This window comes from Streptomyces sp. NPDC093261 (genome assembly GCF_044753645.1).
Classification (GTDB): domain Bacteria; phylum Actinomycetota; class Actinomycetes; order Streptomycetales; family Streptomycetaceae; genus Streptomyces.
In genome coordinates this window covers 76,436-98,336 of sequence record NZ_JBIVNO010000022.1, presented here as the reverse complement: position 1 = coordinate 98,336, position 21,901 = coordinate 76,436, and the positions used below count along the sequence as shown (strand labels likewise).

The window sequence follows — 21,901 nt, the reverse complement described above, 5'->3', positions numbered from 1 at the left end:
GGCCGTGGTCGGCGGCCGGGTCTGGTCTATCGGTCCCCGAAGATGGTGCGGTGCCAGTCCTTGCGGGCCACCGCCGTGTTGTCGAACATTACGTGCTTGATCTGCGTGTATTCCTCGAACGAATACGAGGACATGTCCTTGCCGAAGCCGGACGCCTTATATCCGCCGTGCGGCATCTCACTGATGATCGGAATGTGGTCGTTGACCCACACGCAGCCCGCCCTGATCTCGCGGGTGGCGCGGTTCGCCCGGTAGACGTCCCGGCTCCAGGCGGAGGCGGCGAGGCCGTAGGGAGTGTCGTTGGCGAGCCGGATGCCGTCGTCGTCGGAGTCGAAGGGCAGGACCACCAGGACCGGTCCGAAGATCTCGGACCGGACGACCTCGCTGTCCTGCGCGGCGTCGGCGATCAGGGTGGGCCGGAAGTAGGCACCCTTGGCGAGGTCGCCCCCGGGTGCCTCGCCGCCGGTGACCACGCGCGCGTAGGACCGCGCCCGGTCCACGAAGGCGGCCACCCGGTCGCGCTGGACGTGCGAGATCAGCGGGCCAAGGTCGGTCCCCGGCGCGAAGGGGTCGCCGAGCCGGACGCTCTCCATGAGGGCGGCCGTGCGGGAGACGAACTCCTCGTAGAGGGGCCGTTGCACATACGCGCGCGTGGCGGCCGTGCAGTCCTGCCCGGTGTTGATGAGCGCGCCCGCGACGGCGCCGTGGACGGCGGCCTCCAGGTCGGCGTCGTCGAAGACGACGAAGGGGGCCTTGCCGCCCAGTTCCAGGTGGAGCCGCTTGACGGTGGCGGTGGCGATCTCGGCCACCCGCCGGCCGACGGCGGTGGAGCCGGTGAACGAGGTCATGGCGACGTCCGGGTGGCCGACGAGATGCTCGCCCGCCTCCCTGCCGGCCCCGGTGACGATGTTGATCACACCGTCCGGGATGCCCGCCTCGGTGGCTGCCCGGGCGAACAGCAGCGAGGTCAGCGGGGTGAGCTCGGCGGGCTTCAGCACGATGGTGTTGCCCGCGGCGATCGCCGGCAGGATCTTCCAGGCGGCCATCTGGAGGGGGTAGTTCCAGGGCGCGATGGAGCCGACGACCCCGATGGCCTCCCGGCGTACGTAGGAGGTGTGGTCGCCGGAGTACTCGCCGGCCGACTGCCCCTGGAGATGCCGGGCGGCACCGGCGAAGAAGGCGGTGTTGTCGATCGTGCCCGGTACGTCGAACTCCCGGGTCAGCTTCAGGGGTTTGCCGCACTGGAGGGACTCGAGGCGGGCGAAGTCCTCGGCCTGGTCCGCGAGGACGGAGGCGAAGCGGTGCAGCGCGTCGGAGCGCTCGCCCGGGGTCGCGCCGGCCCACTCGGGGAAAGCGGCGCGGGCGGCGGCCACCGCGCGGTCGACGTCCTCGGCGCCGGCCAGCTCGTAGGTGTACACCTCGTCGCCCGTGGACGGGTCGACCACCGCGTGCGTGCGACCCGATGTGCCTCTGGCCGGCCGGCCCGCGATGTACTGCGCACCGGCCGCGAAACGTGTCCCTATGTCGTCCCGCGTCCTTCGGCGGGCGTCGGCACCGTCGGCGTTGCCCGGGTTGTGCATAGCGCTCTCCTCCGCCGCCGGCCCGCGTCCGCGCGGGGGCTGGCGTAGCTCCGGCTCGATTTGAGTGCCGATCCTGACAGAGCAAGTGGACTCCAACAAGTGATTCCGTTGTTGCCTTTTGGTTACGCGACGGAATCTGTCGACCAGGTGTCGAGTGCTCCCGAAAAAGGAGGGACGGAGTGTCAGTGGTGCCTGCCAGACTCGGGTGGCATGGAGAAGATCGATTCTCGGGAAGCCCTGGTCAGGGCGGTCCACGCGGGGGCGAGGGTCAGGTATCTGTATTTCTGGGGACACCGGCCGGGCAGGGACGGACAGATCGGGGCCGGCTGTCTGAGCCAGTGGTGGCCGTCGCCGTTCACCGTGGACGCAGTGGAGTACGCGACGGCGGAGCACTGGATGATGGCGTCCAAGGCACGCCTCTTCGGCGACGCGGACGCGGAGCGCAGGGCCCTCGACGCGCCGAACCCGGCGCTCGCCAAGCGGGCGGGCCGGCTGGTGCGCGGCTTCGACGAGGCGATATGGCAGCGGGAGCGGTTCGCGATCGTGGTCGAGGGCAGCGTCCACAAGTTCGCAGCGCACGCCGATCTGCGGACGTTACTGCTGGGCACGGGCGAGCGGGTGCTGGTCGAGGCGAGCCCGGTGGACCGTGTGTGGGGCATCGGTCTCGCCGCGGACGACGAGGCGGCGGCGACTCCGGAGCGCTGGCGGGGGCCGAATCTGCTGGGGTTCGCACTGATGGAGGCGCGGGAGCGGCTGCGGGCGCAGGCGTGATCGGGGGAACCGTGGATCTCGGGTACAGCCGTGGATGAGGAAGGGGCCGCCCCCGCGGGACGGCCCCTGCTACGCCCAGGCCCGGTTCAGAAGGTGCCGGCGCTGCCCAGGAAGCTCGCGAAGAGCGCGAAGCCCAGCAACGGGAGCACCACGGTCGCCACGATTCCGCAGACCAGCCCGGCGGTCGCCGCGCCCTTGTTGGTGGCCTCGCCCCGGTTGGCCTTCCCCCGGCCGATGGCGCCGAAGATGATCGCGAGGATGCCGAGGATGACGCCGAGGAACCACAGGAAGAAGGTCAGGCTGCACACCAGGCCGATGATGCCCAGCACCAGCCCCGTGGTGCCCATGCCGTTGCTCGGCTGGGCGGGCATGGCGTAGCCGGGCGCCATGGGGGGCGCGGCCGGGTAGGACGGGCCCGCCTGCGGGTATCCGTATCCGGGGCCGGACTGCGGGCCCGCCTGCGGGTATCCGTACCCCGGACCGGACTGCGGGCCGGGCTGCGGGTATCCGTAGCCGGGCGTCGGCTGCGGCGGTTGCTGTGGCGGTCCGAAGCCGCCGCCCCCCGGGCTGGCGTTGGACATGACTGGTCTCCCCTCCATTGATGCTCACAGCATCGTAGTGGCCCCTGTTCGCCGCGTTGGGCATCCGGCGAACGGAGGGGCAACCCGGGCCCGGCGGGGAATCAGCCGTGGAACTGCGCCGGTGCCGAGACCCTGAGGGCGTCCCCGGCGTAGGGGTCGTCGGAGGTCGGGCGATGGTTGATCGCCATCGTGATCCCGATGACCATCAGCACGATCACGGCCACCCCGAGGACGACCCCGACGATGCCGAGGATGAAGCCCGCGAGGGCCTGGCCGCGGTTGTCGGCCTCCCCCGCCTCCGCACGCTTGCGGCCCTTGATCCCGAAGATCACCGCGAGGATGCCGAGGACCAGGGAGACCACGCCGTACAGGCAGAAGAGGCACACCGAGAGGATGCCCAGGACCATGGCGGCGACCCCGAGCCCGTTGCGCGGAGGCGCGGGCACCCCGGGCCAGCCGTAGCCGGCGTAGCCCGGGGGCACGGGGTAGCCGTAGCCGGCCGGGGTGGCGTACGCGGAGGCGGCGGGGTCGGCCGGCGCGACCGGCGGCGGAGGCACGGGGAAGCCTCCGTCGCCCACACCCGGGGCACCGCCCGCCGCTCCGGAACCGGGCGGGGCGAACCCGCCCGCCGGCGGCATGCCGCCCATCGTCCGCTGGTCGTGGAAGGAGGACGCGGGCGCGTCCATCGGAGGCCGGCCCACCGGAGGCTCACCGGTCCGCGGCGGCACGGCGGGGGGCTTGTCCATCGACACCTTCCGCTCCGGCGGTGCCCACGGATCGTCCGCTCCCGCTGCGGCGTCCTGTCCCGGATGTGCTTCGCCGGCCATGGCCAACCCCCCTGGTTCCTCGGACCGTCATGCTACGGCCCGGCCTCCTCCGGTGCTCCGGGCACCCCCGCACCACCGCCGGCGCAGGGCCGCGCGCGGACGGCCGTGACGCCAGGCCGGACCGTATGCCTAGGATCGTCCCCGAGTCATCGATCAGCCGATCACCCGCGTCCCGCCCCCACCCGGCGCCGGGGCGCCGTTCCCGGGGAGGAACCTTGACCGACCACCGCGACACCGGTGCCGTGCGCGACCTGCACGCCTTCATCGCCGGACTGCCCAAGGCCGAACTGCACGTGCACCATGTCGGCTCCGCCTCCCCCCGTATCGTCGCGGAACTGGCCGCGCGCCACCCCGACTCCAAGGTGCCCACCGACCCCGAGGCCCTGGCCGACTACTTCACCTTCACGGACTTCGCGCACTTCATCGAGGTGTACCTGTCCGTCGTCGACCTCATCCGGACCCCCGAGGACGTGCGCCTGCTGACCTACGAGGTCGCTCGCGACATGGCCCGGCAGCAGGTCCGCTACGCCGAGCTGACCATCACCCCCTTCTCCTCCACCCGGCGCGGCATCGACGAGCGCGCGTTCATGGACGCGATCGAGGACGCCCGCAAGGCGGCCGAGGCCGAGTTCGGGACCGTGCTGCGCTGGTGCTTCGACATCCCCGGTGAGGCGGGCCTGGAGTCCGCCGAGGAGACGGCCCGGCTGGCCACGGACGACCGGCTGCGGCCTGAGGGGCTCATCTCGTTCGGGCTCGGCGGACCCGAGATCGGCGTGCCCCGGCCGCAGTTCAAGCCGTACTTCGACCAGGCCATCGCGGCCGGCCTACGGTCGGTGCCGCACGCGGGCGAGACGACCGGCCCGCAGACGGTCTGGGACGCCCTCGTCGAGCTGCGCGCCGAGCGCATCGGGCACGGCACCAGCTCCGCCCAGGACCCCAAGCTGCTCGCGCACCTCGCCGAGCACCGCATCGCGCTGGAGGTCTGCCCGACCTCCAACATCGCCACGCGCGCCGTCAGCACGCTCGACGAGCACCCCCTCAGGGAGTTCGTGCAGGCCGGTGTGCTCGTGACGATCAACTCGGACGACCCGCCGATGTTCGGCACGGACCTCAACAACGAGTACGCGGTCGCCGCACGGCTGCTGGACCTCGACGAGCGGGGTCTCGCCGATCTCGCCAGGAACGCGGTGGAGGCCTCCTTCCTCGACGACGCCGGCAAGAAGAAGCTGACGGCCGAGATCGACACCTACACCACGGCCTGGCTCGCGCCCTGATCACACCGACACAATGAGCCCCATGCGCACCGTGACTGCCGTGGCCCATCGCGGCGACCCCTACCGCCACCGCGAGAACACGATCGGCTCGCTGCGTTCCGCGCTCCGACGGGGCGCGGACGCGGTCGAGATCGACGTACGGCTCACCCGGGACGGCGTTCCCGTCCTGCTGCACGACGCGACCCTGAAGCGGCTGTGGGAGCGGGACCGGCCGCTCGCCGCGCTCTCCGCCGCCGAGGTGCAGGGGCTCACGGCGGGCGGAGTGCCGACCCTGGCGGAGGCCCTGGCCGCGACCGACGGAAGCCGGGTCATGATCGACCTGCCGGGTGCGCCCTCGGCCCGCGCCGTGCGCCGGATCGTGGACGTGGTCCGGGAGTGCGGCGCCGGGGAGCGGGTGTACTACTGCGCGGGGGCGCAGACCATGCTGGCGGTCCGGGCCGCCGACTCCGCGGCGGAGATCGCCCTGACCTGGACGACCCTGGCGCCGCCGCGGCCCGCCGTGCTGGACGCGGTGCGCCCGCGCTGGCTCAACTACCGCTTCTCGCTGGTGAGTGCGGAGCTGGCGGCCCGGGTGCACCGGGGCGGCCATCTGCTGTCCGTGTGGACCCCCGACACCCGCCGCTCGATGAGGCGCCTGCTCGGCCTGGGCGTGGACTCGATCACGACGAACCGCCTCGACGCCCTGCACGCGGTGCGCGGCCACCGAGGCCCGGGGGCCGGGCAGACGGACATGACCGCGCGCCAGGTGTTCACTCGCTGACGGCCACGGCGGAAGGGGCCCACGCGGCCGGCGCCGTCAGCCCCTCCAGCCTTTTGATCTTCTTCCGCACCACATAAAGCGGTATCACGCCGAAGGCCCCGAACGACATGTCGATCACCGACCACCAGAAGGGGATTCCGCGGATCGGTCCGCAGATCAGGGCGAGCGGGACGATGCCCACGCAGGCGATCATCCCGAACTCGACGACCCAGACGTTGCGGACGGGGTCGCGGTAGGGCCCGTAGAAGGCGACCGCGATCACGAGGTGGGCGAACGCCAGCCAGTCCGTGCCGTACAGCACGAAGGGGTACCGGGCGTCGGTGGCGTCGATCCCCTGGCGTACCCGCTCGATCCAGTCCATGAGGACGGGGAGGTGCCGGGGCACCGACAGGGACGTGAGCAGATCCTCGGTCCAGCGCAGTTCGTGCACCAGGGGGAAGGCCGTGGCACCGCTGAGCACGAGGCAGACGACGAAGAAGACCAACCAGGCGCGAATGCCCTTCACAAGGGCGGCTCTGTCGCTCATGCCGGAAGCGTACCCGTGAGTTGAACACGTTCAAAAGAGGGGCCGGGATCGGGGCCCCCTCCCCTGGCCGACTCCGCATCCGTTGCCGTGGCGGCCGTTGTCAGGGCGGCGCACTCCACCGCCCTCGCCCGAGGAGCCTCGTACGGAGCCGGCGGCAGGTATCGGGACGTCTCGTGGTCCTAGACGCCGTTCGTGTGCCGCCGGGGCGCGGGGACGGCCGACTCGGCGGCGCGCGCCGCCAGTTGGCCGACCAGGGTCCGGACGACCGTGACGGCGTCCGGATCGTCGACGTAGTAGACCTGGCGCCGGCCCTCGCGACGCGAGCCCACCAGACCCGCGAGCTTCAGCTTGGACAGATGCCGGCTGACCGCGGGCAGGGCTCCGCCCACCCGTTCCGCGAGGCGGGTGACATCGCTCTCGCCCTGGGCCAGGGCCCAGAGCAGATGCAGTCGTGACGCCGAGGCGAGCAGCCCGAAGGCGCGGGCCGCCTCCGCCAGGACCTCGGCGGACGGATCCTCGAAGCCACCGAGGTTCTCCGGCACTGTCCGCTCCCGTCCCGCCCTGATCACTGTCGACGCACGCGCGGTGCCCCAGTGTAGGGGCCCGGTCCGCGGCTCGTACCGTTCCGGACGGCCCGGCCGGCCGGAACGCGGGCTATGGCCGGGTGCCGCGCCCGGGCACGGGGAGGCCGCTGGTGGCGCTCGCCGACGGCTCGACCCGGGCCGAGGTCGGTGTCGCCGACGGCCTGCGAGTGGGCACAGCCGAACTGCTCGGGGCGCTGGTCGCGTCGGCCTGTGGCCTCCGGGTGGGCTTGGGGCTCGCGGGCTCGGGCGGCCTCGACTGCGAGGGGGACGCCGACGGGGCGGCGGACGCCGACGGGGCGGGCAGCGTACGACCGCTCGCGGGCGGTGGCGCGAGCGGGACCACGGGGGACGCGGGTGCCTCGGGTGTCGTCAGATGGAGCCCCAGCGCGACGAGGACGGCGGCGGCGCAGGTGACACCGGCCCCGGCCGCCGCGCGCAGCATCCGGCGGCGGACCGCGGCCCGGCGGATCGCCTGGTACCGGCCGGGGGGCGGGCCGAGGTGTTCGGAGGGCGGCCGGAGGATCACCGCGAGGGGGTCGTCGGGTTCGAACTCCGGGCCGTCGTCAAGGCGTGTGGTCAAGGCTTCTCCTCAGATGGACGCGGAGCAGTTCCCGGGCCGCGTGGAGATCGGCCTTGACGGTTCCCTCCTTGCGCCCGGTCAGCACGGACACCTCCCGGATCGGCATGTCAGCGTAGTAGTGCAGCAGGATCGGGACGCGCAGTCGTTCCGGCAGCGACTGCACGAGCAGGCGCACCGACGGGTCGGCCTGCTCGGTGTGAGGGCGGACGGCGACTTCCGAGGTGACCCGGTGCACGGCTCTGCGCTCGCGCTCCAGCTTGCGCCAGTGGTCCCGGACGAGGTTGGCCGCGGTGACGTAGAGGAAGCCGCGGGGCTCCTCCACTGACGTCCAGCGGGCCCAGAGCCGGGTGAACGCCTCCGAGGCGATCTCGTGCGCCGTCTCGTCGTCGTCGACGAGACGGCGGCACCAGCCGGCAAGGCGCGGGTAGAGGGCGGCGAACAGCTCGGACGCCGCCCTCTCACGGGACCGTTTCAACGCTCTCCAGGGTCGTCAGGGCACTCGTGGGGAAGGACCCCGGGCCGCCGGGGTACGTTCCGCCGGCCCGGGATCCATGACGTCGGGTCAGGGGTGGGGGGACGCCGGGGCGGCGCTCAGCGCGGCGAAGACGATCACGTTGTCGAGATAGCCGTCGCCGGTACGGGGGCCGCCGCAGGTGATGAGCCGCAGCTCCGGGCGGTCCACGTTCCCGTAGACCTCGTCGACAGGGAAGTCCGCCTTGGCGACCGTGCGCACGGCGCGGACGGCGAACACCGCCGTCGTGCCGTTCTCCAGGCGCGTCTCGATCCGGTCGCCCCGGCGCAGCCGCGCGAGGTGGCGGAAGACCCCGTCCCCGTAGGCGCCGACCGTGACATGGCCCAGGATGACCGACGGGCCGGCCTGGCCCGGTGTCGGCGAGTACCGGTACCAGCCCGCCCGGTCGTGGGCCGTCACCGGTGGCACCTGCACCGTGCCGTCCGCCGCCAGCCCCAGCCGGACGACCGGGGTGTCGACCCCGACGGCCGGGATCCGCAGCCGCACCGGGGCCGAACGCGCGGGCATCCGCGCCGACTTGACGGAGGCCGGCGAGGGCGGTGGCGCGCCGCCGGAGCCCGGGGCCGTGGACCGGTGCGCCTGGGGGCCGCCGCAGCCCACGAGAAGCGTGACCATCACCGCGGCGGCGAAGGCGCGCCTGAAGAGGGGGCTCATGCCCCGTTCGCCCGCCGGCGACGTACGACGAGGACCGCCGCGCCGCCCGCGGCCAGCACCGCGGCGGCGCCCCCGCCGATGAGCCCGCCCTCGGCCCCGGAGTTCGAGGACGAGGCCGTCACACCGGTGTTGGGCGCGCCCTTCGGCACGACGGAGACCTGACCCCGGGCCGACGGACGGGTGGGTGCGGCGCTCGGAGTCGCGGAGGCCCTGGTCGGCACGGGGCTCGGAGTCGCGGAGGCCCTGGTCGGCACCGCGGTGGGCGGGGCGCTGGGAGCCGGGGCGACGGTGGCGGTGGGGCGGCCCGTGGGTGCGGCGCTGGGGCTCGCCCCGTGGGCGGACGCGGGCACGGTGCCCGCCAGCACGGCGGTGCACGCGAGTGCGATGCCGCAAAGGACGGTTCGGCGCATGAAGTCGCTCTCTTTCGTCGGCCCGCTCGTTCCCGGCGGGCTGGCGTACGGATCGAGCGGAGAGACGAGGCAGCACGGAGGCGGGTTGTAAAGAGAAGGCAAAGCCGAGTGATCGGTGCCACCCAGTCGGTCTTGGACGGCCGAGGCGCCGCGGCGATGGAATCGCAGCATGACGGACGAACTGATTCCCGACCCCGCCGTGCAGGTCCTCCGCGTCGTCCTGGTACAGGCCCGCGCACCCCACTGCCGGTGCCCGCCGGCACCGAACGCCGCGGGCGGCGACGTCGGCTGGGGCGGGGCGTGCGGGCCCGTACCGCTACCGGCCGGTCAGCCGACGGACAGGGAGAAGGGCCCGGCCAGCACCGAGTAGCCGTCGTTGGCGAGGTAGTAGACGTCGTACGTGCCCGCTCCGTTGAGCTTGCCGGTGGAGAAGGTCAGCGCACCGCTGGCGTTGGGGGCGTAGGACCAGGTCAGCGAGGATTGCCGGCCGGGGGTCACCCCCGCCGGGTAGATGCCGATCCAGTTCTTCGCATTCACCTGCGCTGCGGACGGCACCGCGTACCGGAAGGTGACGTTGCCGCCGCTCGCGGCCGCGTTCAGGGTGCCGGTGAGCGTCGGCCTCGTGGCGGTGGACGGCGCGAAGGCAGCGTTCAGCGGCGTCGCGTAGGTGTCGTTGGCGGTCAGACCGGGCAGGCCGAGGGCCGCCTCGATGGTGCGGCCGATGCCGTAATGGTCGTAGTGGTCCGGGCTGCTGGTCCCGGCGGGGACGGTGCCTTGCGAGCCGACGGCCACGGTGGCCAGGTGGTTGTACCCCTCGCTGTCGCTCTCGTCCCAGGTCAGGAGGAGCAGCGAGCGCTGCTGGGTCCAGGCGGGAGAGGCCAGCACGGGGGCGAGGGTCTGCTTCAGCCAGCCGTCCTGAGTCTTCAGGCTGGTGGCGTTGCCGTTGCCGGAGGCCTCGCCGTCGTAGTAGTCGTCGGCGGCGATCCAGGAGAAGTTCGGGGTGGTCGCGGCCGACTTCAGGTCGGCGGTCAGCTGCGAGGTGTCGAACAGGTGGGCGGCGCAGCGGGACGGGTTGCCGCTGATGTCGGTGTAGTTGATGAACGGCGCGTCGTCGGGCTCGTAGTAACGGTCGTAGGCGGTGCTGGTGTTGCAGGGCGTGCCCATGCCCTGCTCGTAGGCCTTCCAGCTCTTGCCGGCCGCCTCCAGGGTGTCACCCAGGTTGCGCTGGGGGGAGTTGATGTCGGGCCAGTAGGTGGCGCCCTTGGCGTAGGTGTCGCCGCCGGCGATGGCGAGGTAGTTCTCGTCGCTCGGGTGGTAGACGCCGTGCGCGTCGGTCAGCGTCGCGCCCTGGGCCATCAGGCTGTGGATGTAGGGCGTGTCGGCCGGGTCGTTCATGATCTCGGAGTAGTCGGTGTTCTCCATCATGACCGTGAACACATGGTCGTAACCGGGCACCTTCGACACGGGCGGAGTGACCGGAGCGGGCGGCGCGACCGGGGTGTTCAGGGTGAGCGAGAGGTTGTCCAGGTAGCCGGTCTCGTTGGACGTCGACAGGAACTGCACCTCGACCTGGACGGACCGGGTCCCGGCGGGGACCGCGCCGGTGGCGCTGCGCGAGAGGAACTTGGTGGCCAGGCCCCGGTCGCTCGCGGAGACGGCCGGCAGTGTGGCGGTCGCGCCGAGCGGCCGGCCGTTCGCGTCGTGGAAGTGCAGACCGACCGCGACATAGCCGCTGTAGACGGTCCAGCCGCCGAGCCAGCCGGAGAGATTGTAGCTCACTCCCCCGCCGTCGATCGCCGCGGCCGCAGAGGAGACGTCGACGGTCTGCGTCATCGCGCCGTCGCCGAGGTTGCCGGGTCCGAAGAAGGCCCTGCCGGGTGTCTTGCCGTCACCGGGCAGCCCGAAGGAACCGACGGAGGAGCACATGACGTCCGGTCCGCCGGCCTCGGTGGTCCAGCCGGGCACGGTGGTGGCCGCGCCCCAGTCGCCGGTGCAGTAGCCGCCGGACTCGGCGTCCCCGTTGACGATCAGGTTGCCGCTGCCCCCCGCCGCCTGGGCGGGGGCGGGAGCGGCGACGATCAGTGCACCGAGGAGGGTGAGGAGCCCGCCGAGGGATCTCCATCGCTGTCTCATGTGTGTACCTCGTCCCGTAGATGAGGGTGCCGTAGGGGTGATGGTGTTTCGGTCTGACCAGGCGTTCACGAACGGGATATGGGTATCGGTCGCCCCTGTCGACCGGACGAACCACAGTGAAACTTGTTTAGACAAGTTGACGCCGGGACGAGGGTGGCCGGGGCGAGTGGGGACGGTGGCGGCGACAGTGACGTCGACGTCGCCGTAGTCCGCGTGTGCCCCCGTATCCGGCTCGGAGCCTTCCCGGGCGGACCGGGCCGGTGGAGTCGTCCGGCCCAGCGCCTTGATCCGATCGGGAGCGGTGTCAGTCCGAGCCGTAGTACAGCCGGAGGAACTCCTCCATCGCCGCGTCGACGCCGACGCGGTCACCGGTGGCGAGCAGGTCGAGCAACAGACCACGGACGGTGGCGAGTCCCAGCCTGGCACGGCTCCGGGCCGCGGCGGGGCTTGCCCCCGCGGCCGTCTCGGCGGCCACGAGCGGCTCCAGCCAGTCCGTCACCAGCCCTTCGAGGACCGAAACCGCCTCAGGGCGGCCCCGCAGCGCGTGCCCGCAGATCTCGAAGAAGAGCCGTTCCTGGCCCGCTAGTTGCGGGTCCGTCAGCTGCTGCCACAGCAACCGCGCGACATCGGTGGGCGCGAGACCGGGCTCCAGGCGGAGCCGGGACAGCAGATCGCGCTGGCGCCGCTCCGACGTCCGAACGATCTCGACGAGCAACTGTTCCTTGGAGCCGAAGTAGTGGATCAGCATGCGGTGGCTGACGCCGATCGCGGCGCCCAGGCGGCGCAGGCTCAGGTCCGTGATGCCGTGCGCCGCGACGTGGTCGACGGCAGCGTCCACCAGTTGTGCGCGCCTGTCCCCGTCCCTGCCGTGGGCGGCCTCGCCCTTGGTGTGCGAGTCGTCCGTATTCACCACAACGGGAGTGTACCCAGGGGCACATGAGCCATGTACCGTGTGGTACATGAAGTCTGTCACCGTGTCGATCGAGGTACCGCAGGCGCCCGAGCAGGTCTACGACTTCCTGGATGTCATGGCTCACCACGAGCGATTCACCAACCACTATCTGAGCGACTGGCGCTACGACGGTCCCGGCCGCGGCATCGGTTCGCGCGCCACTGTCACCGCCGCGCTGGGCGGCGTGAAGAGCGATGTCACCATCGACGTCGTCGAGGCCGATGCGCCGCGGCGCATCGTCGAACGCAACATCAGCGCGGGCGGCCGACGCCTGGCCCACGGCACCTACACCATCACAGCGCTGTCAACCGGTGGGAGCCGCATCTCGTTCACCTACGCCTGGACGCGCGCCCCTCTCGCCGAACGACTGTTTGCGCCCGCCGTCCGGGCCGCGATGCGGCGTGCCAACCGCACGGTCATGCAGCGCCTGGCCTTCGAGTTGGCTCGCCATGTGTCCGCCGCCGGCTCCTGACGGCGCTGGAACTCGGCCGCCGGACGGCGCACGGTCGCCGTGCTGCCGCCGGGCGGGCCGCCCGGCGCGCTCGTCGCCCTCGGCCTTCTGTCCCCGATGAGCGCCGAAGACGGAGCGGGACCGCCCTCACAGCCCCACGATCTTGTTCCAGCGCTTGGCGAACTCCACCCGCTCCGTCGAGGTGATCTCCCGGGCGATCGCCAGGCGGCGGCGCATCGTCGCGTCCGGGAAGATCAGCGGGTTCGCGGCGAGGGCGGCGGTGTCCTTGTCCTTCGACGCGGCCAGGACCTCCCGGGCGGCGGGGACCGGGCAGACGTAGTTCACCCAGGCGGCGAGCGACGCGGCGACCTCCGGCTGGTAGTAGTAGTCGACCAGCCGCTCTGCGTTCGCCTTGTGGCGGGCCCGATCGGGGATCATCAGGGAGTCCGACCACAGTTCGGCGCCCTCCTCGGGGACGACGAACCGGATGTCCGGGTTGTCCGCCTGGAGCTGGATCACATCGCCCGAGTACGCCTGGCAGGCCAGCACATCGCCGCTGACCAGGTCCTTGGTGTAGTCGTTCCCGGTGAACCGGCGGATCCGGCCGCCGCGGACATGCCGCTCGACCTGGTCGCAGACCCGGTGGAAGTCGTCGGCGGTCCACCGGGTGATGTCCACCCCGTTGCCCTGCATCAGCAGCGCGAACGCCTCGTCCAGACCGGAGAGCAGGGTGACCCGGCCCTTGAGGTCGGATGCCCACAGGTCCCGTACATGCCGGATCTCGACGCCGCGTCGAGCGCCCTGGTGGGAACCCGGCACCCTGTCGATCGGCAGGCGGTGACCGACGGGTGCCGCCGGGCCCACGGGAAGGCCCCGCACGGGACAACTCCCGTGCGGGGCCTCGCACCTGCGGCATCGGCGCCCGCGCCCGCGCTTCGGGCGCTCGCGTGCGGCTACGCGTCCTTGCGCGTGCCCCGCACGACTCCTCGCGCCCGCCCAGGCGCCCTTACGCGTCCAGCGACGTCATCACGTGCTTGATGCGGGTGTAGTCGTCGAAGCCGTAGGCCGACAGGTCCTTGCCGTAGCCGGACTTCTTGAAGCCACCGTGCGGCATCTCCGCGACCAGCGGGATGTGCGTGTTGATCCACACGCAGCCGAAGTCGAGCGCCTTGGACAGCCGCATCGCGCGCGCGTGGTCCTTCGTCCACACCGAGGACGCGAGGGCGTAGTCGACCCCGTTGGCCCACTCCACGGCCTGCGCCTCGTCCGTGAAGGACTGGACGGTGATGACCGGGCCGAAAACCTCGTTCTGGATGATCTCGTCGTCCTGCTTGAGGCCCGAGACGACGGTCGGCGCGTAGAAGTAGCCCGTGTCGCCGACCTGGTGGCCGCCGGTCTCGACCTTGGCGTGCGCGGGGAGGCGCTCGATGAAGCCGGAGACCTGCTTGAGCTGGTTCGGGTTGTTGAGGGGCCCGTAGAGCACCTCCTCGTCGTCCGGCCGGCCCGTCTTCGTCTCGGCGGCGGCCTTGGCGAGCGCGGCCACGAACTCGTCGTGGATGGACTCGTGGACGAGGACGCGGGTGGCGGCCGTGCAGTCCTGGCCGGCGTTGAAGAAGCCCGCCACCGAGATGTCCTCGACCGCCTTGGCGATGTCGGTGTCCTCGAAGACGACGACCGGTGCCTTGCCGCCCAGCTCCAGGTGGACGCGCTTGACGTCCTTGGCCGCGGACTCGGCGACCGACATGCCGGCGCGCACGGAGCCGGTGATGGAGGCCATCGCCGGGGTCGGGTGCTCGACCATCATGCGGCCGGTGTCGCGGTCGCCGCAGATGACGTTGAAGACGCCCTTGGGCAGGATCGAGCCGATGACGTCGGCGATCAGGACCGTGGACGCCGGGGTGGTGTCCGACGGCTTCAGCACGACCGTGTTGCCCGCCGCGATGGCCGGGGCGAACTTCCACACGGCCATCATCATCGGGTAGTTCCACGGCGCGACCTGCGCGCAGACGCCGACCGGCTCACGGCGGATGATCGAGGTCATCCCCTCCATGTACTCGCCGGCCGAGCGGCCCTCGAGCATCCGGGCCGCGCCCGCGAAGAAGCGGATCTGATCGACCATCGGCGGGATCTCCTCCGACCGGGTCAGCCCGATCGGCTTGCCGGTGTTCTCGACCTCGGCCGCGATCAGTTCCTCGGCGCGCTCCTCGAAGGCGTCAGCGATCTTGAGGAGTGCCTTCTGTCGCTCGGCGGGCGTGGTGTCGCGCCAGGCCGGGAAGGCCGCGGCGGCGGCCGCCATCGCGGCGTCGACGTCCGCCTGCCCGGACAGCGGGGCGGTCGCGTACGCCTCGCCGGTCGAGGGGTTGACCACCTCGGTGGTCCGTCCGTCGGCGGCGTCGCGGAATCCGCCGTCGATGTAGTTGCGCAGACGACGCAGCTCGGTGCTCACTGCGGGCCCTCCAAGGTTCGGGTGTCCAATCGCTGAGACGTCCACCCTAATCCGTGACCCCACGTTTTCAACAGCCCCGATCGTGCCAGCGCTGCGAAATCCGCAGGCTTCCATTACAGAAACAACGAATTTCATTGATTGAGCCTTGCGAAACTGTCGAGACGTCGTGCAGAGTGAGGTCGTGGCCAGTCGAAGCGCAGACCAGAGGGACTCCCGCGAGTCCAGGAACGGCACCCCCCAGCTGGACGCCGTCTCCCTCGCCATCATCGAGCAGCTCCAGGAGGACGGCCGCCGGCCGTACGCCGCGATCGGCAAGGCCGTCGGCCTGTCGGAGGCGGCCGTGCGCCAGCGCGTCCAGAAGCTGCTCGACCAGGGCGTGATGCAGATCGTCGCCGTCACCGACCCACTCACCGTGGGCTTCCGCCGGCAGGCGATGGTCGGGATCCACGTCGAGGGCGATGTCGAGTCCATCGCCGACGCGCTGGCCGCCATGCCCGAATGCGAGTACGTGGTGATGACCGCAGGCTCGTTCGACCTGATGGTGGAGATCGTCTGCGAGGACGACGACCACCTGCTGGACGTCATCAACAAACGCATCCGGGCCCTCCCCGGCGTGCGCTCCACCGAGAGCTTCGTCTACCTCAAGCTCAAGAAGCAGACCTACATGTGGGGAACCCGATAGCCGTGAGTACCAAGGACCTCAGCAAGACCGCGTACGACCACCTGTGGATGCACTTCACCCGCATGTCCTCGTACGAGAACGCGCCCGTGCCGACCATCGTGCGGGGCGAGGGCACCTACATCTACGACGACAAGGGCAAGCGCTACCTCGACGGTCTCGCCGGTCTGTTCGTGGTCCAGGCGGGCCACGGCCGCACCGAGCTGGCCGAGACGGCGTTCAAGCAGGCGCAGGAGCTGGCCTTCTTCCCGGTGTGGTCCTACGCCCACCCGAAGGCCGTGGAGCTGGCGGAGCGCCTGGCGCACCACGCGCCCGGCGACCTGAACAAGGTCTTCTTCACCACGGGCGGCGGTGAGGCGGTGGAGACGGCCTGGAAGCTGGCCAAGCAGTACTTCAAGCTGGTCGGCAAGCCCACCAAGTACAAGGTCATCTCGCGTGCGGTCGCCTACCACGGCACCCCGCAGGGCGCCCTGTCCATCACCGGCCTGCCGGGCCTGAAGGCCCCCTTCGAGCCGCTGGTGCCGGGGGCGCACAAGGTGCCGAACACCAACATCTACCGCGCCCCGCTCCACGGCGACGACCCGGAGGCCTTCGGCCGCTGGGCCGCCGACCAGATCGAGCAGCAGATCCTCTTCGAGGGCCCGGAGACGGTGGCCGCGGTCTTCCTGGAGCCGGTGCAGAACGCCGGCGGCTGCTTCCCGCCGCCGCCCGGCTACTTCCAGCGGGTCCGCGAGATCTGCGACCAGTACGACGTGCTGCTCGTGTCGGACGAGGTCATCTGCGCCTTCGGCCGCCTGGGCACGATGTTCGCGTGCGACAAGTTCGACTACGTCCCGGACATGATCACCTGCGCCAAGGGCATGACCTCCGGGTACTCCCCGATCGGCGCCTGCATCGTCTCCGACCGCCTGGCCGAGCCCTTCTACAAGGGTGACAACACCTTCCTGCACGGCTACACCTTCGGCGGTCACCCGGTGTCGGCCGCGGTGGGCCTCGCCAACCTCGACCTGTTCGAGCGCGAGAACCTCAACCAGCACGTGCTCGACAACGAGGGCGCGTTCCTGTCCACGCTGCAGAAGCTGCACGACCTGCCGATCGTCGGCGACGTCCGCGGCAACGGCTTCTTCTACGGCATCGAGCTGGTCAAGGACAAGAACACCAAGGAGTCCTTCAACGACGAGGAGACCGAGCGCGTCCTGTACGGCTTCCTCTCCAAGGCTCTGTTCGACAACGGCCTGTACTGCCGTGCCGACGACCGCGGCGACCCGGTCGTCCAGCTCGCCCCGCCGCTGATCTCCAACCAGGAGACGTTCGACGAGATCGAGCAGATCCTGCGCGCGACGCTGACGGAGGCATGGACCAAGCTCTGAGCCCCCCGAGGTTCCGATCGCCCAGCCGGATGATTCATCCTTCTGGATGATCAACCAACGGCCCCGTGCCGCCCGTTCGAGTGAGAAACGGCGGTGCGGGGCCGTTGCTGTTCCTGGCTCCCGGTGCCGTCTGCCTAGCGTGCGAAGTGACCGATCGGTCCCGCCTTCGTTCCCCCGAACGGGTTCCCCGGAGGGGGATCGGCACGGGAAAACGGATCTGAACCGAGGTGTACGCGATGGTGGCCCCGCCGGACAACGACGTGCTCTGGGCACACGCCCTGCACTTCCAGCACAATGGCTCGCCCGCGCTCTGCGGTGTCTCCGTGGGGGTGCGGGAGGGCGAGATCCTGGCCGTCACCGGCCCACGCGGGAGCGGCAAGACGACCCTCCTGCAGTGCCTGGCGGGGCTGCTGCCCGCCCAGCGGGGCGAGGTCTGGTTCAACAGCACGCCGGTGCACACCATGGGCTCGTTCAGCCGTGAACGGCTGCGCCGCGACCGCTTCGGCTGGATCGACCCGGTGCCGCTGCTCGTGCCCGAACTGAACGTCTGGGAGAACGCCGCGCTGCCGCTGATGCTGCGCGGCACCAGCCGCCGCCGGGCCAGGACCGCCGCCCTGGAGTGGCTGGAGCGGCTCGACATCGGCGGCTGCGCCCGCAGGCGCCCGGACGAGCTGGCCGGGGCCGAGCGGCAGCGGCTCGCCGTGGCGCGGGCGCTCGCCGCGTGCCCGACCGTGCTCTTCGCGGACGAGCCGACCGCCACCCTGCACCGCTCCGAGGGCGCCCAGGTGCTGCGCACGCTCACCGCGGCGGCCCGCTCGCACGGCATCACGGTCGTCCTGGCCACGCTGCACCCGGACGTCGCCGCCCTCGCCGACCGCACGGTGCCGCTGCTGGACGGGCGGCGCGTGACCACGGTCCAGTTGCCGCCGGTCCCGGAGGCGGAGTCGGAAGGGCGGGCGGCGTGCTCGCTCTCCGTCTAGCCCGCGGGGCCCAGCCCCTGGTCCAGGTCTGCCGGCTGCTGGTCGCAGCGGCCTCGGCGGGCACGGGCCTGCTGCTGCTGTGCACGCTGGGATACGCCCTGGCGCACCCGGACGCGCCGGCCGGTTCGGTGCTGCGGCTGGTATGGTGCCTGGTCCCCCTGGCCGCCACGGTGTATCTCGCGGTGTCCGTCGCCCGCACGGACCCGGCCACCCGCCCCCGGTCCGGTCTCGCCACCATCGGCCTCGGCCCCGCCCGGCTGATGGTCCTGTCGGCGCTGACCACGGCCCTGCCGACGGCGCTCGGTTCGCTGCTGGCGCTGCTGGCCTTCCTGCATCTGCGCGGTGATCTGCCCGGGACTCCGTTCGACGGCGCGGCGGCCGGCTTTCTCGCCGCGGACGTGCCGCTGCCGCTGCCCGCGGCGCTCACCCTGCTCACGCTGGTGCCGCTCGCGGCATCCGTGGCGAGCGCGGTGGCCCTGCGGCCCCGAGAGGCGGCGCAGCGCCCCGCCGGACCTCGCGGCGGGGCACCGGCCGACTCCGTGACCGGCGGCGCCTCCGAGGAACGGGCCGCCGCTCTGCCGGACGAGGACCCGGTGTCCGGCCTGTCCCCCGGGGCCGGGCCCGCCCCGGGCGGACTGCCGTGGGGCCTGGCCGCGATCGCCGCGGGGCTCGCCGTGGAGGCGCACGCCAGCGGCTCGGGCGGGGCCCCGCGCTTCCGGCTGCCCGGTGGGCTCGCGGGCGGGCCCGCCGGGGTTCTGGCGGGCTGGGCGCTGACCGCGCTGGGGCTGGCCCTGGTCGGCCCGGCCCTCGCGTATCTGTGCGGCCGGCTGCTGGAGGCCGCGCGCCCGGGGGCCGTACGGCTGCTCGCGGGGCGCGGTCTTCAGCAGGAGGCGGGGCGGATCGGGCGGCCGCTCGGTGTGGTGTGCGCGGTGGCCTCGGGGGCGTACGCCATGACGGCGCCGTACGCCGGCGCGCGTCTCTCCTTCGGGCCGCTCACCACCCTGGGTGCGCTGCTCGTGGCGGGGTGCGCGCTGGCGACGCTGGTGACGGCGGCGATCGAGGCGCGGCAGGCGCGCGCCGGCACGGTGGCGGCGCTGGTGCGGCTCGGCGCGCCGGCCACACTGCTGCGCGGCGCGGCACTGCTCCGGGCGGGCGCCGTGGTCACGGTGTTCGTGCCGCTGACCTGGGCGGTCGCGGAACTGGCCGCCATGCCGCTGAGGGGCTGACCCCTCCCGGAGGAACTCCTTGAAGAAAAAGGGCCGCGCGCCGATGAGTTTCGCCGCGGCCCGCGGTCTCTTCCTCCATACGGGCCACCGCACGGACCACGACCCCGTACACACCTCACATCACCAGGAGAGACCGCTCATGTACCAGCAGATGATCTTCGTGAACCTGCCCGTCGTCGACGTCGAGGCGTCGAAGAAGTTCTTCACCGAGCTGGGCTACACGATCAACCCGCAGTTCACCACGGACGACTGCGCCTGTGTCGTCATCAGCGACACGATCATCGCGATGCTGCTCGGCAAGCAGCGCTACGCCGACTTCACCAAGAAGGAGATCGCGGACGCGACGCGCACCAGCGAGGTGCTGCTGTGTCTCAGCGCCGAAAGCCGGGATAAGGTCGACGAGTTGGTCGACCGGGCGCTCGCGGCGGGCGGCTCGGTCGGCGGGGAGACGCAGGACCACGGCTTCATGTACGGCCGCTCCTTCGACGACCTCGACGGCCACACCTGGGAGGTCATGTGGATGGACCCCGCGGCCGTCCAGGGCTGAGCCCACGCAGGTGAACGGGGTATCACCGCGGGGGAAGTCAAGGTGGTCCGGCGACTGTTCAAACGTCACGGCTGTTAACGACACGGCAAAGACGGGTGCCATGCCGGACATCGGCGTTGACAGCACTTAGCCGCCGCTTATAAACCTGTGAGCCTGGTGGGGACGCTGTTGTTGGGGCAACGTCCCTGAAACCCCCCGCAGTTGCGCATCACGCGAAGGGCAATCGTGTCCATATCCTCCCGTACCGCACGATCAGTGCGCATCCTCGGCGTCGCCTCTGCCACCGCCGCGCTCGCACTCGGCGTCGCCGGCAACGCGCTCGCCTGCAACATCCGTGACTTCTCCGCCGTCGCGTCCTGCGACACCAACGGCAAGGGCGTCATCACGGTCACGGACACGGACGCTTCCGGCAAGGAAGCGACCGTCTCGGTCTACCTCGAGTTGAACGGCGCCGACGCGAAGAAGGTCGGCGAGCAGACGGTCAAGGGCACCAAGGAGGGTGCGACCGTCAGCTTCTCCGAGGACTGGGCGCCGAAGGCCCAGTATCGCGTCCATGTCACGGTCAGCGGCATCGTCGACGACAACATCTCGCCGAACCCCCTGACCACGCCGGACAAGGCCTGCACCACCTCGGAGACCACCCCTCCGGCCAGCACTCCCCCGGCCTCGGAGACCCCGAAGCCGTCGGCCACCCCGTCCTCCTCGGAGTCCACCCCGGCACAGTCGGCGAGCTCGCCCGCCGCTCCCGCCGGTGACAACTCCCCCTCGCCCGCGGCCGGCACCTCCAACCTCGCCGAGACCGGTGCCAGCTCCAGCACGCCGATGATCGCCGGTATCGCCGCCGGTCTCGTCATCGTCGGTGGCGGCGCGGTCTACTTCGGCATGCGCCGTCGCGGCGCGTCGAAGAGCAACTGACGCACGCGGCAGCCTGTACGCACGCAACGGCCCGCCCCTCCCGGGGGGCGGGCCGTTGCGCGTGTCCGCACCGGGCGGCCGGTGCCCGGCTACGCGGCGGAAGCGTCCCCGAGGACGACGACCTCGGCCGCGTCGAACACCACCCCGGTCTCGTCGCCGGGCTCCGGTGCGGCACGTAGCGGACATGCGGCCTCCAGCGCGGGGGCCTGTTCGGGCTGCAGTCTGACGGCGACATGGGTGCCGCGGAAGGTGCGCGCGGTCACGGTGCAGCGCAGTCCCTCGGAGACGGGCACGAGCCGTACGCCGGCGGGCCGTACGAGCAGGGTGCGTGCTCCACGCGGGGAACCTCCGGGCACGGGGACCCTGCCCCACGGCGTGTCCGCGGCCTCCCCGGAGACCGTCGCCTCCACCACGTTGTCGAAGCCGAGGAAGCGTGCCACGAACGCGTCCGCGGGCCGCTGCCAGACCTCAAGCGGCGTACCGGACTGGGCGATCCGCCCCTCGCGCATCACCACGACCCGGTCCGCGAGCGCGAAGGCCTCGCCCTGGTCGTGGGTGACCGCGAGCACGGTCGTGCCCAACCGGCCGAACAGCTCCCGCAGTTCGACGACCAGGCGCTCGCGCAGCGACCGGTCGAGCTGGCCCAGGGGCTCGTCCAGCATCAGCAGCCGGGGCCGTGGAGCGAGCGCACGGGCGAGCGCGACCCGCTGCTGCTCACCACCGGAGAGCGCGGCGACGGCCCGTCCGGCGGACCCCGGCAGCCCGACGAGGTCCAGCAACTCCCTGACGCGCCCGTCCCGTTCGCCGCGCGGGGCACCCCGCATCCGCAGCCCGAAGGCGACGTTTCCGCCCACGTCCCGCTGCGGGAACAGCTGGTGGTCCTGGAACATCAGCCCCACGCCGCGCCGGTGCGCGGGCACCCCGCTCAGATCGCGGCCGTCGAGGAACACCCGCCCGGAGTCGAGCGGTTGCAGCCCGGCGACGGTCCGCAGCAGCGTCGACTTTCCGCCGCCGCTGGGCCCGAGCACACACACCACCTGGTGCTCGGCGACCTGGAGGTCGACTCCGTCGAGCGCGGTGGTGCCGCCATAGCGTACGGTCGCCCGCTCAAGCCTGAGCATCG

General features: G+C 71.7%; 22 protein-coding genes and 2 pseudogenes. 10 read left to right on the top strand and 14 right to left on the bottom strand.

All coding sequences use genetic code 11. From position 1 onward, the window contains the following. Nucleotides 1-26: 26 nt before the first annotated feature. On the bottom strand, nt 27-1,580 hold the full coding sequence (locus ACIP94_RS32650) for a gamma-aminobutyraldehyde dehydrogenase (RefSeq protein WP_402433806.1): 1,554 nt from the start codon (nt 1,578-1,580) through the stop codon (nt 27-29). Nucleotides 1,581-1,790: 210 nt separating this feature from the next. On the opposite strand from ACIP94_RS32650, the gene ACIP94_RS32645 reads away from it, so the two are divergent. Beyond that, nucleotides 1,791-2,351 carry an NADAR family protein gene (locus tag ACIP94_RS32645; RefSeq protein ID WP_402433803.1) on the top strand — a complete coding sequence of 187 codons (561 nt, stop codon included), beginning with the start codon at nt 1,791-1,793 and terminating at the stop codon, nt 2,349-2,351. Nucleotides 2,352-2,437: 86 nt separating this feature from the next. Here ACIP94_RS32645 and ACIP94_RS32640 read toward each other — a convergent pair whose 3' ends face one another. Both ACIP94_RS32640 and ACIP94_RS32635 read right to left on the bottom strand, forming a co-directional pair. Next, on the bottom strand, nt 2,438-2,932 hold the full coding sequence (locus ACIP94_RS32640) for a DUF4190 domain-containing protein (protein ID WP_402433800.1): 495 nt from the start codon (nt 2,930-2,932) through the stop codon (nt 2,438-2,440). Between the two features lie 101 nt (nt 2,933-3,033). Then, entirely contained in the window at nt 3,034-3,759 is a 726-nt protein-coding gene (locus tag ACIP94_RS32635) for a DUF4190 domain-containing protein (RefSeq protein WP_402433797.1), read from the bottom strand. 148 nt (nt 3,760-3,907) lie between these two features. Between ACIP94_RS32635 and ACIP94_RS32630 the strand changes: the two are divergent. After that, nucleotides 3,908-5,033: pseudogene (locus tag ACIP94_RS32630) on the top strand (adenosine deaminase). A 22-nt stretch (nt 5,034-5,055) separates the two neighbouring features. Continuing rightward, nucleotides 5,056-5,793, top strand: coding sequence for a glycerophosphodiester phosphodiesterase (locus ACIP94_RS32625; protein ID WP_402433794.1), 738 nt, complete (start codon nt 5,056-5,058; stop codon nt 5,791-5,793). Here ACIP94_RS32625 and ACIP94_RS32620 read toward each other — a convergent pair. The 8 genes from ACIP94_RS32620 to ACIP94_RS32585 form a co-directional block, all read right to left on the bottom strand. Then, nucleotides 5,783-6,319 (bottom strand): hypothetical protein, encoded by a 537-nt coding sequence (locus ACIP94_RS32620; RefSeq protein ID WP_402433791.1) that lies wholly within the window; start codon nt 6,317-6,319, stop codon nt 5,783-5,785. The two genes, ACIP94_RS32625 and ACIP94_RS32620, sit on opposite strands and share 11 nt — an antisense overlap. Nucleotides 6,320-6,498: 179 nt before the next feature. Next, nucleotides 6,499-6,861 carry an ArsR/SmtB family transcription factor gene (locus ACIP94_RS32615; protein ID WP_402433788.1) on the bottom strand — a complete coding sequence of 121 codons (363 nt, stop codon included), beginning with the start codon at nt 6,859-6,861 and terminating at the stop codon, nt 6,499-6,501. A gap of 112 nt (nt 6,862-6,973) precedes the next feature. Beyond that, nucleotides 6,974-7,483, bottom strand: coding sequence for a hypothetical protein (locus tag ACIP94_RS32610; protein WP_402433785.1), 510 nt, complete (start codon nt 7,481-7,483; stop codon nt 6,974-6,976). Then, the gene (locus ACIP94_RS32605; protein WP_402433782.1) at nt 7,467-7,958 is read right to left on the bottom strand and encodes an RNA polymerase sigma factor; all 492 of its coding nucleotides are present in this window, start codon (nt 7,956-7,958) and stop codon (nt 7,467-7,469) included. The genes ACIP94_RS32610 and ACIP94_RS32605 overlap by 17 nt, the downstream gene beginning before the upstream one ends. An 87-nt stretch (nt 7,959-8,045) precedes the next feature. Continuing rightward, nucleotides 8,046-8,669: a class F sortase gene (locus ACIP94_RS32600; RefSeq protein ID WP_402433779.1), complete on the bottom strand. Its 624-nt coding sequence runs from the start codon at nt 8,667-8,669 to the stop codon at nt 8,046-8,048. After that, entirely contained in the window at nt 8,666-9,079 is a 414-nt protein-coding gene (locus tag ACIP94_RS32595; RefSeq protein ID WP_402433776.1) for a sortase-dependent protein, read from the bottom strand. The genes ACIP94_RS32600 and ACIP94_RS32595 overlap by 4 nt, the downstream gene beginning before the upstream one ends. A gap of 327 nt (nt 9,080-9,406) precedes the next feature. After that, a complete protein-coding gene (locus tag ACIP94_RS32590) occupies nt 9,407-11,212 on the bottom strand; it encodes an alkaline phosphatase family protein (protein WP_402433773.1) in 1,806 nt (601 codons plus the stop codon). A 304-nt stretch (nt 11,213-11,516) separates the two neighbouring features. Further along, nucleotides 11,517-12,125 carry a TetR/AcrR family transcriptional regulator gene (locus ACIP94_RS32585; protein ID WP_402433770.1) on the bottom strand — a complete coding sequence of 203 codons (609 nt, stop codon included), beginning with the start codon at nt 12,123-12,125 and terminating at the stop codon, nt 11,517-11,519. Between the two features lie 46 nt (nt 12,126-12,171). Between ACIP94_RS32585 and ACIP94_RS32580 the strand changes: the two genes are divergently transcribed. After that, complete coding sequence (locus ACIP94_RS32580; protein WP_402433767.1) at nt 12,172-12,636, top strand: SRPBCC family protein; 465 nt, start codon at nt 12,172-12,174, stop codon at nt 12,634-12,636. Between the two features lie 126 nt (nt 12,637-12,762). Here ACIP94_RS32580 and ACIP94_RS32575 read toward each other — a convergent pair. Both ACIP94_RS32575 and ACIP94_RS32570 read right to left on the bottom strand, forming a co-directional pair. Beyond that, nucleotides 12,763-13,410, bottom strand: a pseudogene (locus ACIP94_RS32575) (PotD/PotF family extracellular solute-binding protein); the annotation flags it as partial. 211 nt (nt 13,411-13,621) lie between these two features. Then, nucleotides 13,622-15,061: a gamma-aminobutyraldehyde dehydrogenase gene (locus tag ACIP94_RS32570; protein ID WP_402433764.1), complete on the bottom strand. Its 1,440-nt coding sequence runs from the start codon at nt 15,059-15,061 to the stop codon at nt 13,622-13,624. Between the two features lie 166 nt (nt 15,062-15,227). On the opposite strand from ACIP94_RS32570, the gene ACIP94_RS32565 reads away from it, so the two are divergent. The 6 genes from ACIP94_RS32565 to ACIP94_RS32540 all read left to right on the top strand — a co-directional run bounded on the left by ACIP94_RS32565 (nt 15,228) and on the right by ACIP94_RS32540 (nt 20,778). Next, nucleotides 15,228-15,743 (top strand): Lrp/AsnC family transcriptional regulator, encoded by a 516-nt coding sequence (locus ACIP94_RS32565; RefSeq protein ID WP_402433761.1) that lies wholly within the window; start codon nt 15,228-15,230, stop codon nt 15,741-15,743. Nucleotides 15,744-15,745: 2 nt separating this feature from the next. Then, nucleotides 15,746-17,110, top strand: coding sequence for an aspartate aminotransferase family protein (locus ACIP94_RS32560; protein ID WP_402433758.1), 1,365 nt, complete (start codon nt 15,746-15,748; stop codon nt 17,108-17,110). Between the two features lie 236 nt (nt 17,111-17,346). Then, a complete protein-coding gene (locus tag ACIP94_RS32555) occupies nt 17,347-18,090 on the top strand; it encodes an ABC transporter ATP-binding protein (protein ID WP_402433755.1) in 744 nt (247 codons plus the stop codon). Next, nucleotides 18,072-19,316 (top strand): hypothetical protein, encoded by a 1,245-nt coding sequence (locus ACIP94_RS32550; protein WP_402433753.1) that lies wholly within the window; start codon nt 18,072-18,074, stop codon nt 19,314-19,316. The genes ACIP94_RS32555 and ACIP94_RS32550 overlap by 19 nt, the downstream gene beginning before the upstream one ends. A 139-nt stretch (nt 19,317-19,455) precedes the next feature. Next, nucleotides 19,456-19,863 (top strand): VOC family protein, encoded by a 408-nt coding sequence (locus ACIP94_RS32545; RefSeq protein WP_402433750.1) that lies wholly within the window; start codon nt 19,456-19,458, stop codon nt 19,861-19,863. Between the two features lie 255 nt (nt 19,864-20,118). After that, nucleotides 20,119-20,778, top strand: coding sequence for an LAETG motif-containing sortase-dependent surface protein (locus ACIP94_RS32540; RefSeq protein ID WP_402433747.1), 660 nt, complete (start codon nt 20,119-20,121; stop codon nt 20,776-20,778). Nucleotides 20,779-20,867: 89 nt separating this feature from the next. On the opposite strand, the gene ACIP94_RS32535 is transcribed toward ACIP94_RS32540, so the two are convergent. Further along, nucleotides 20,868-21,899: an ABC transporter ATP-binding protein gene (locus tag ACIP94_RS32535; protein ID WP_402433745.1), complete on the bottom strand. Its 1,032-nt coding sequence runs from the start codon at nt 21,897-21,899 to the stop codon at nt 20,868-20,870. Between the last annotated feature and the right edge of the window lie 2 nt (nt 21,900-21,901).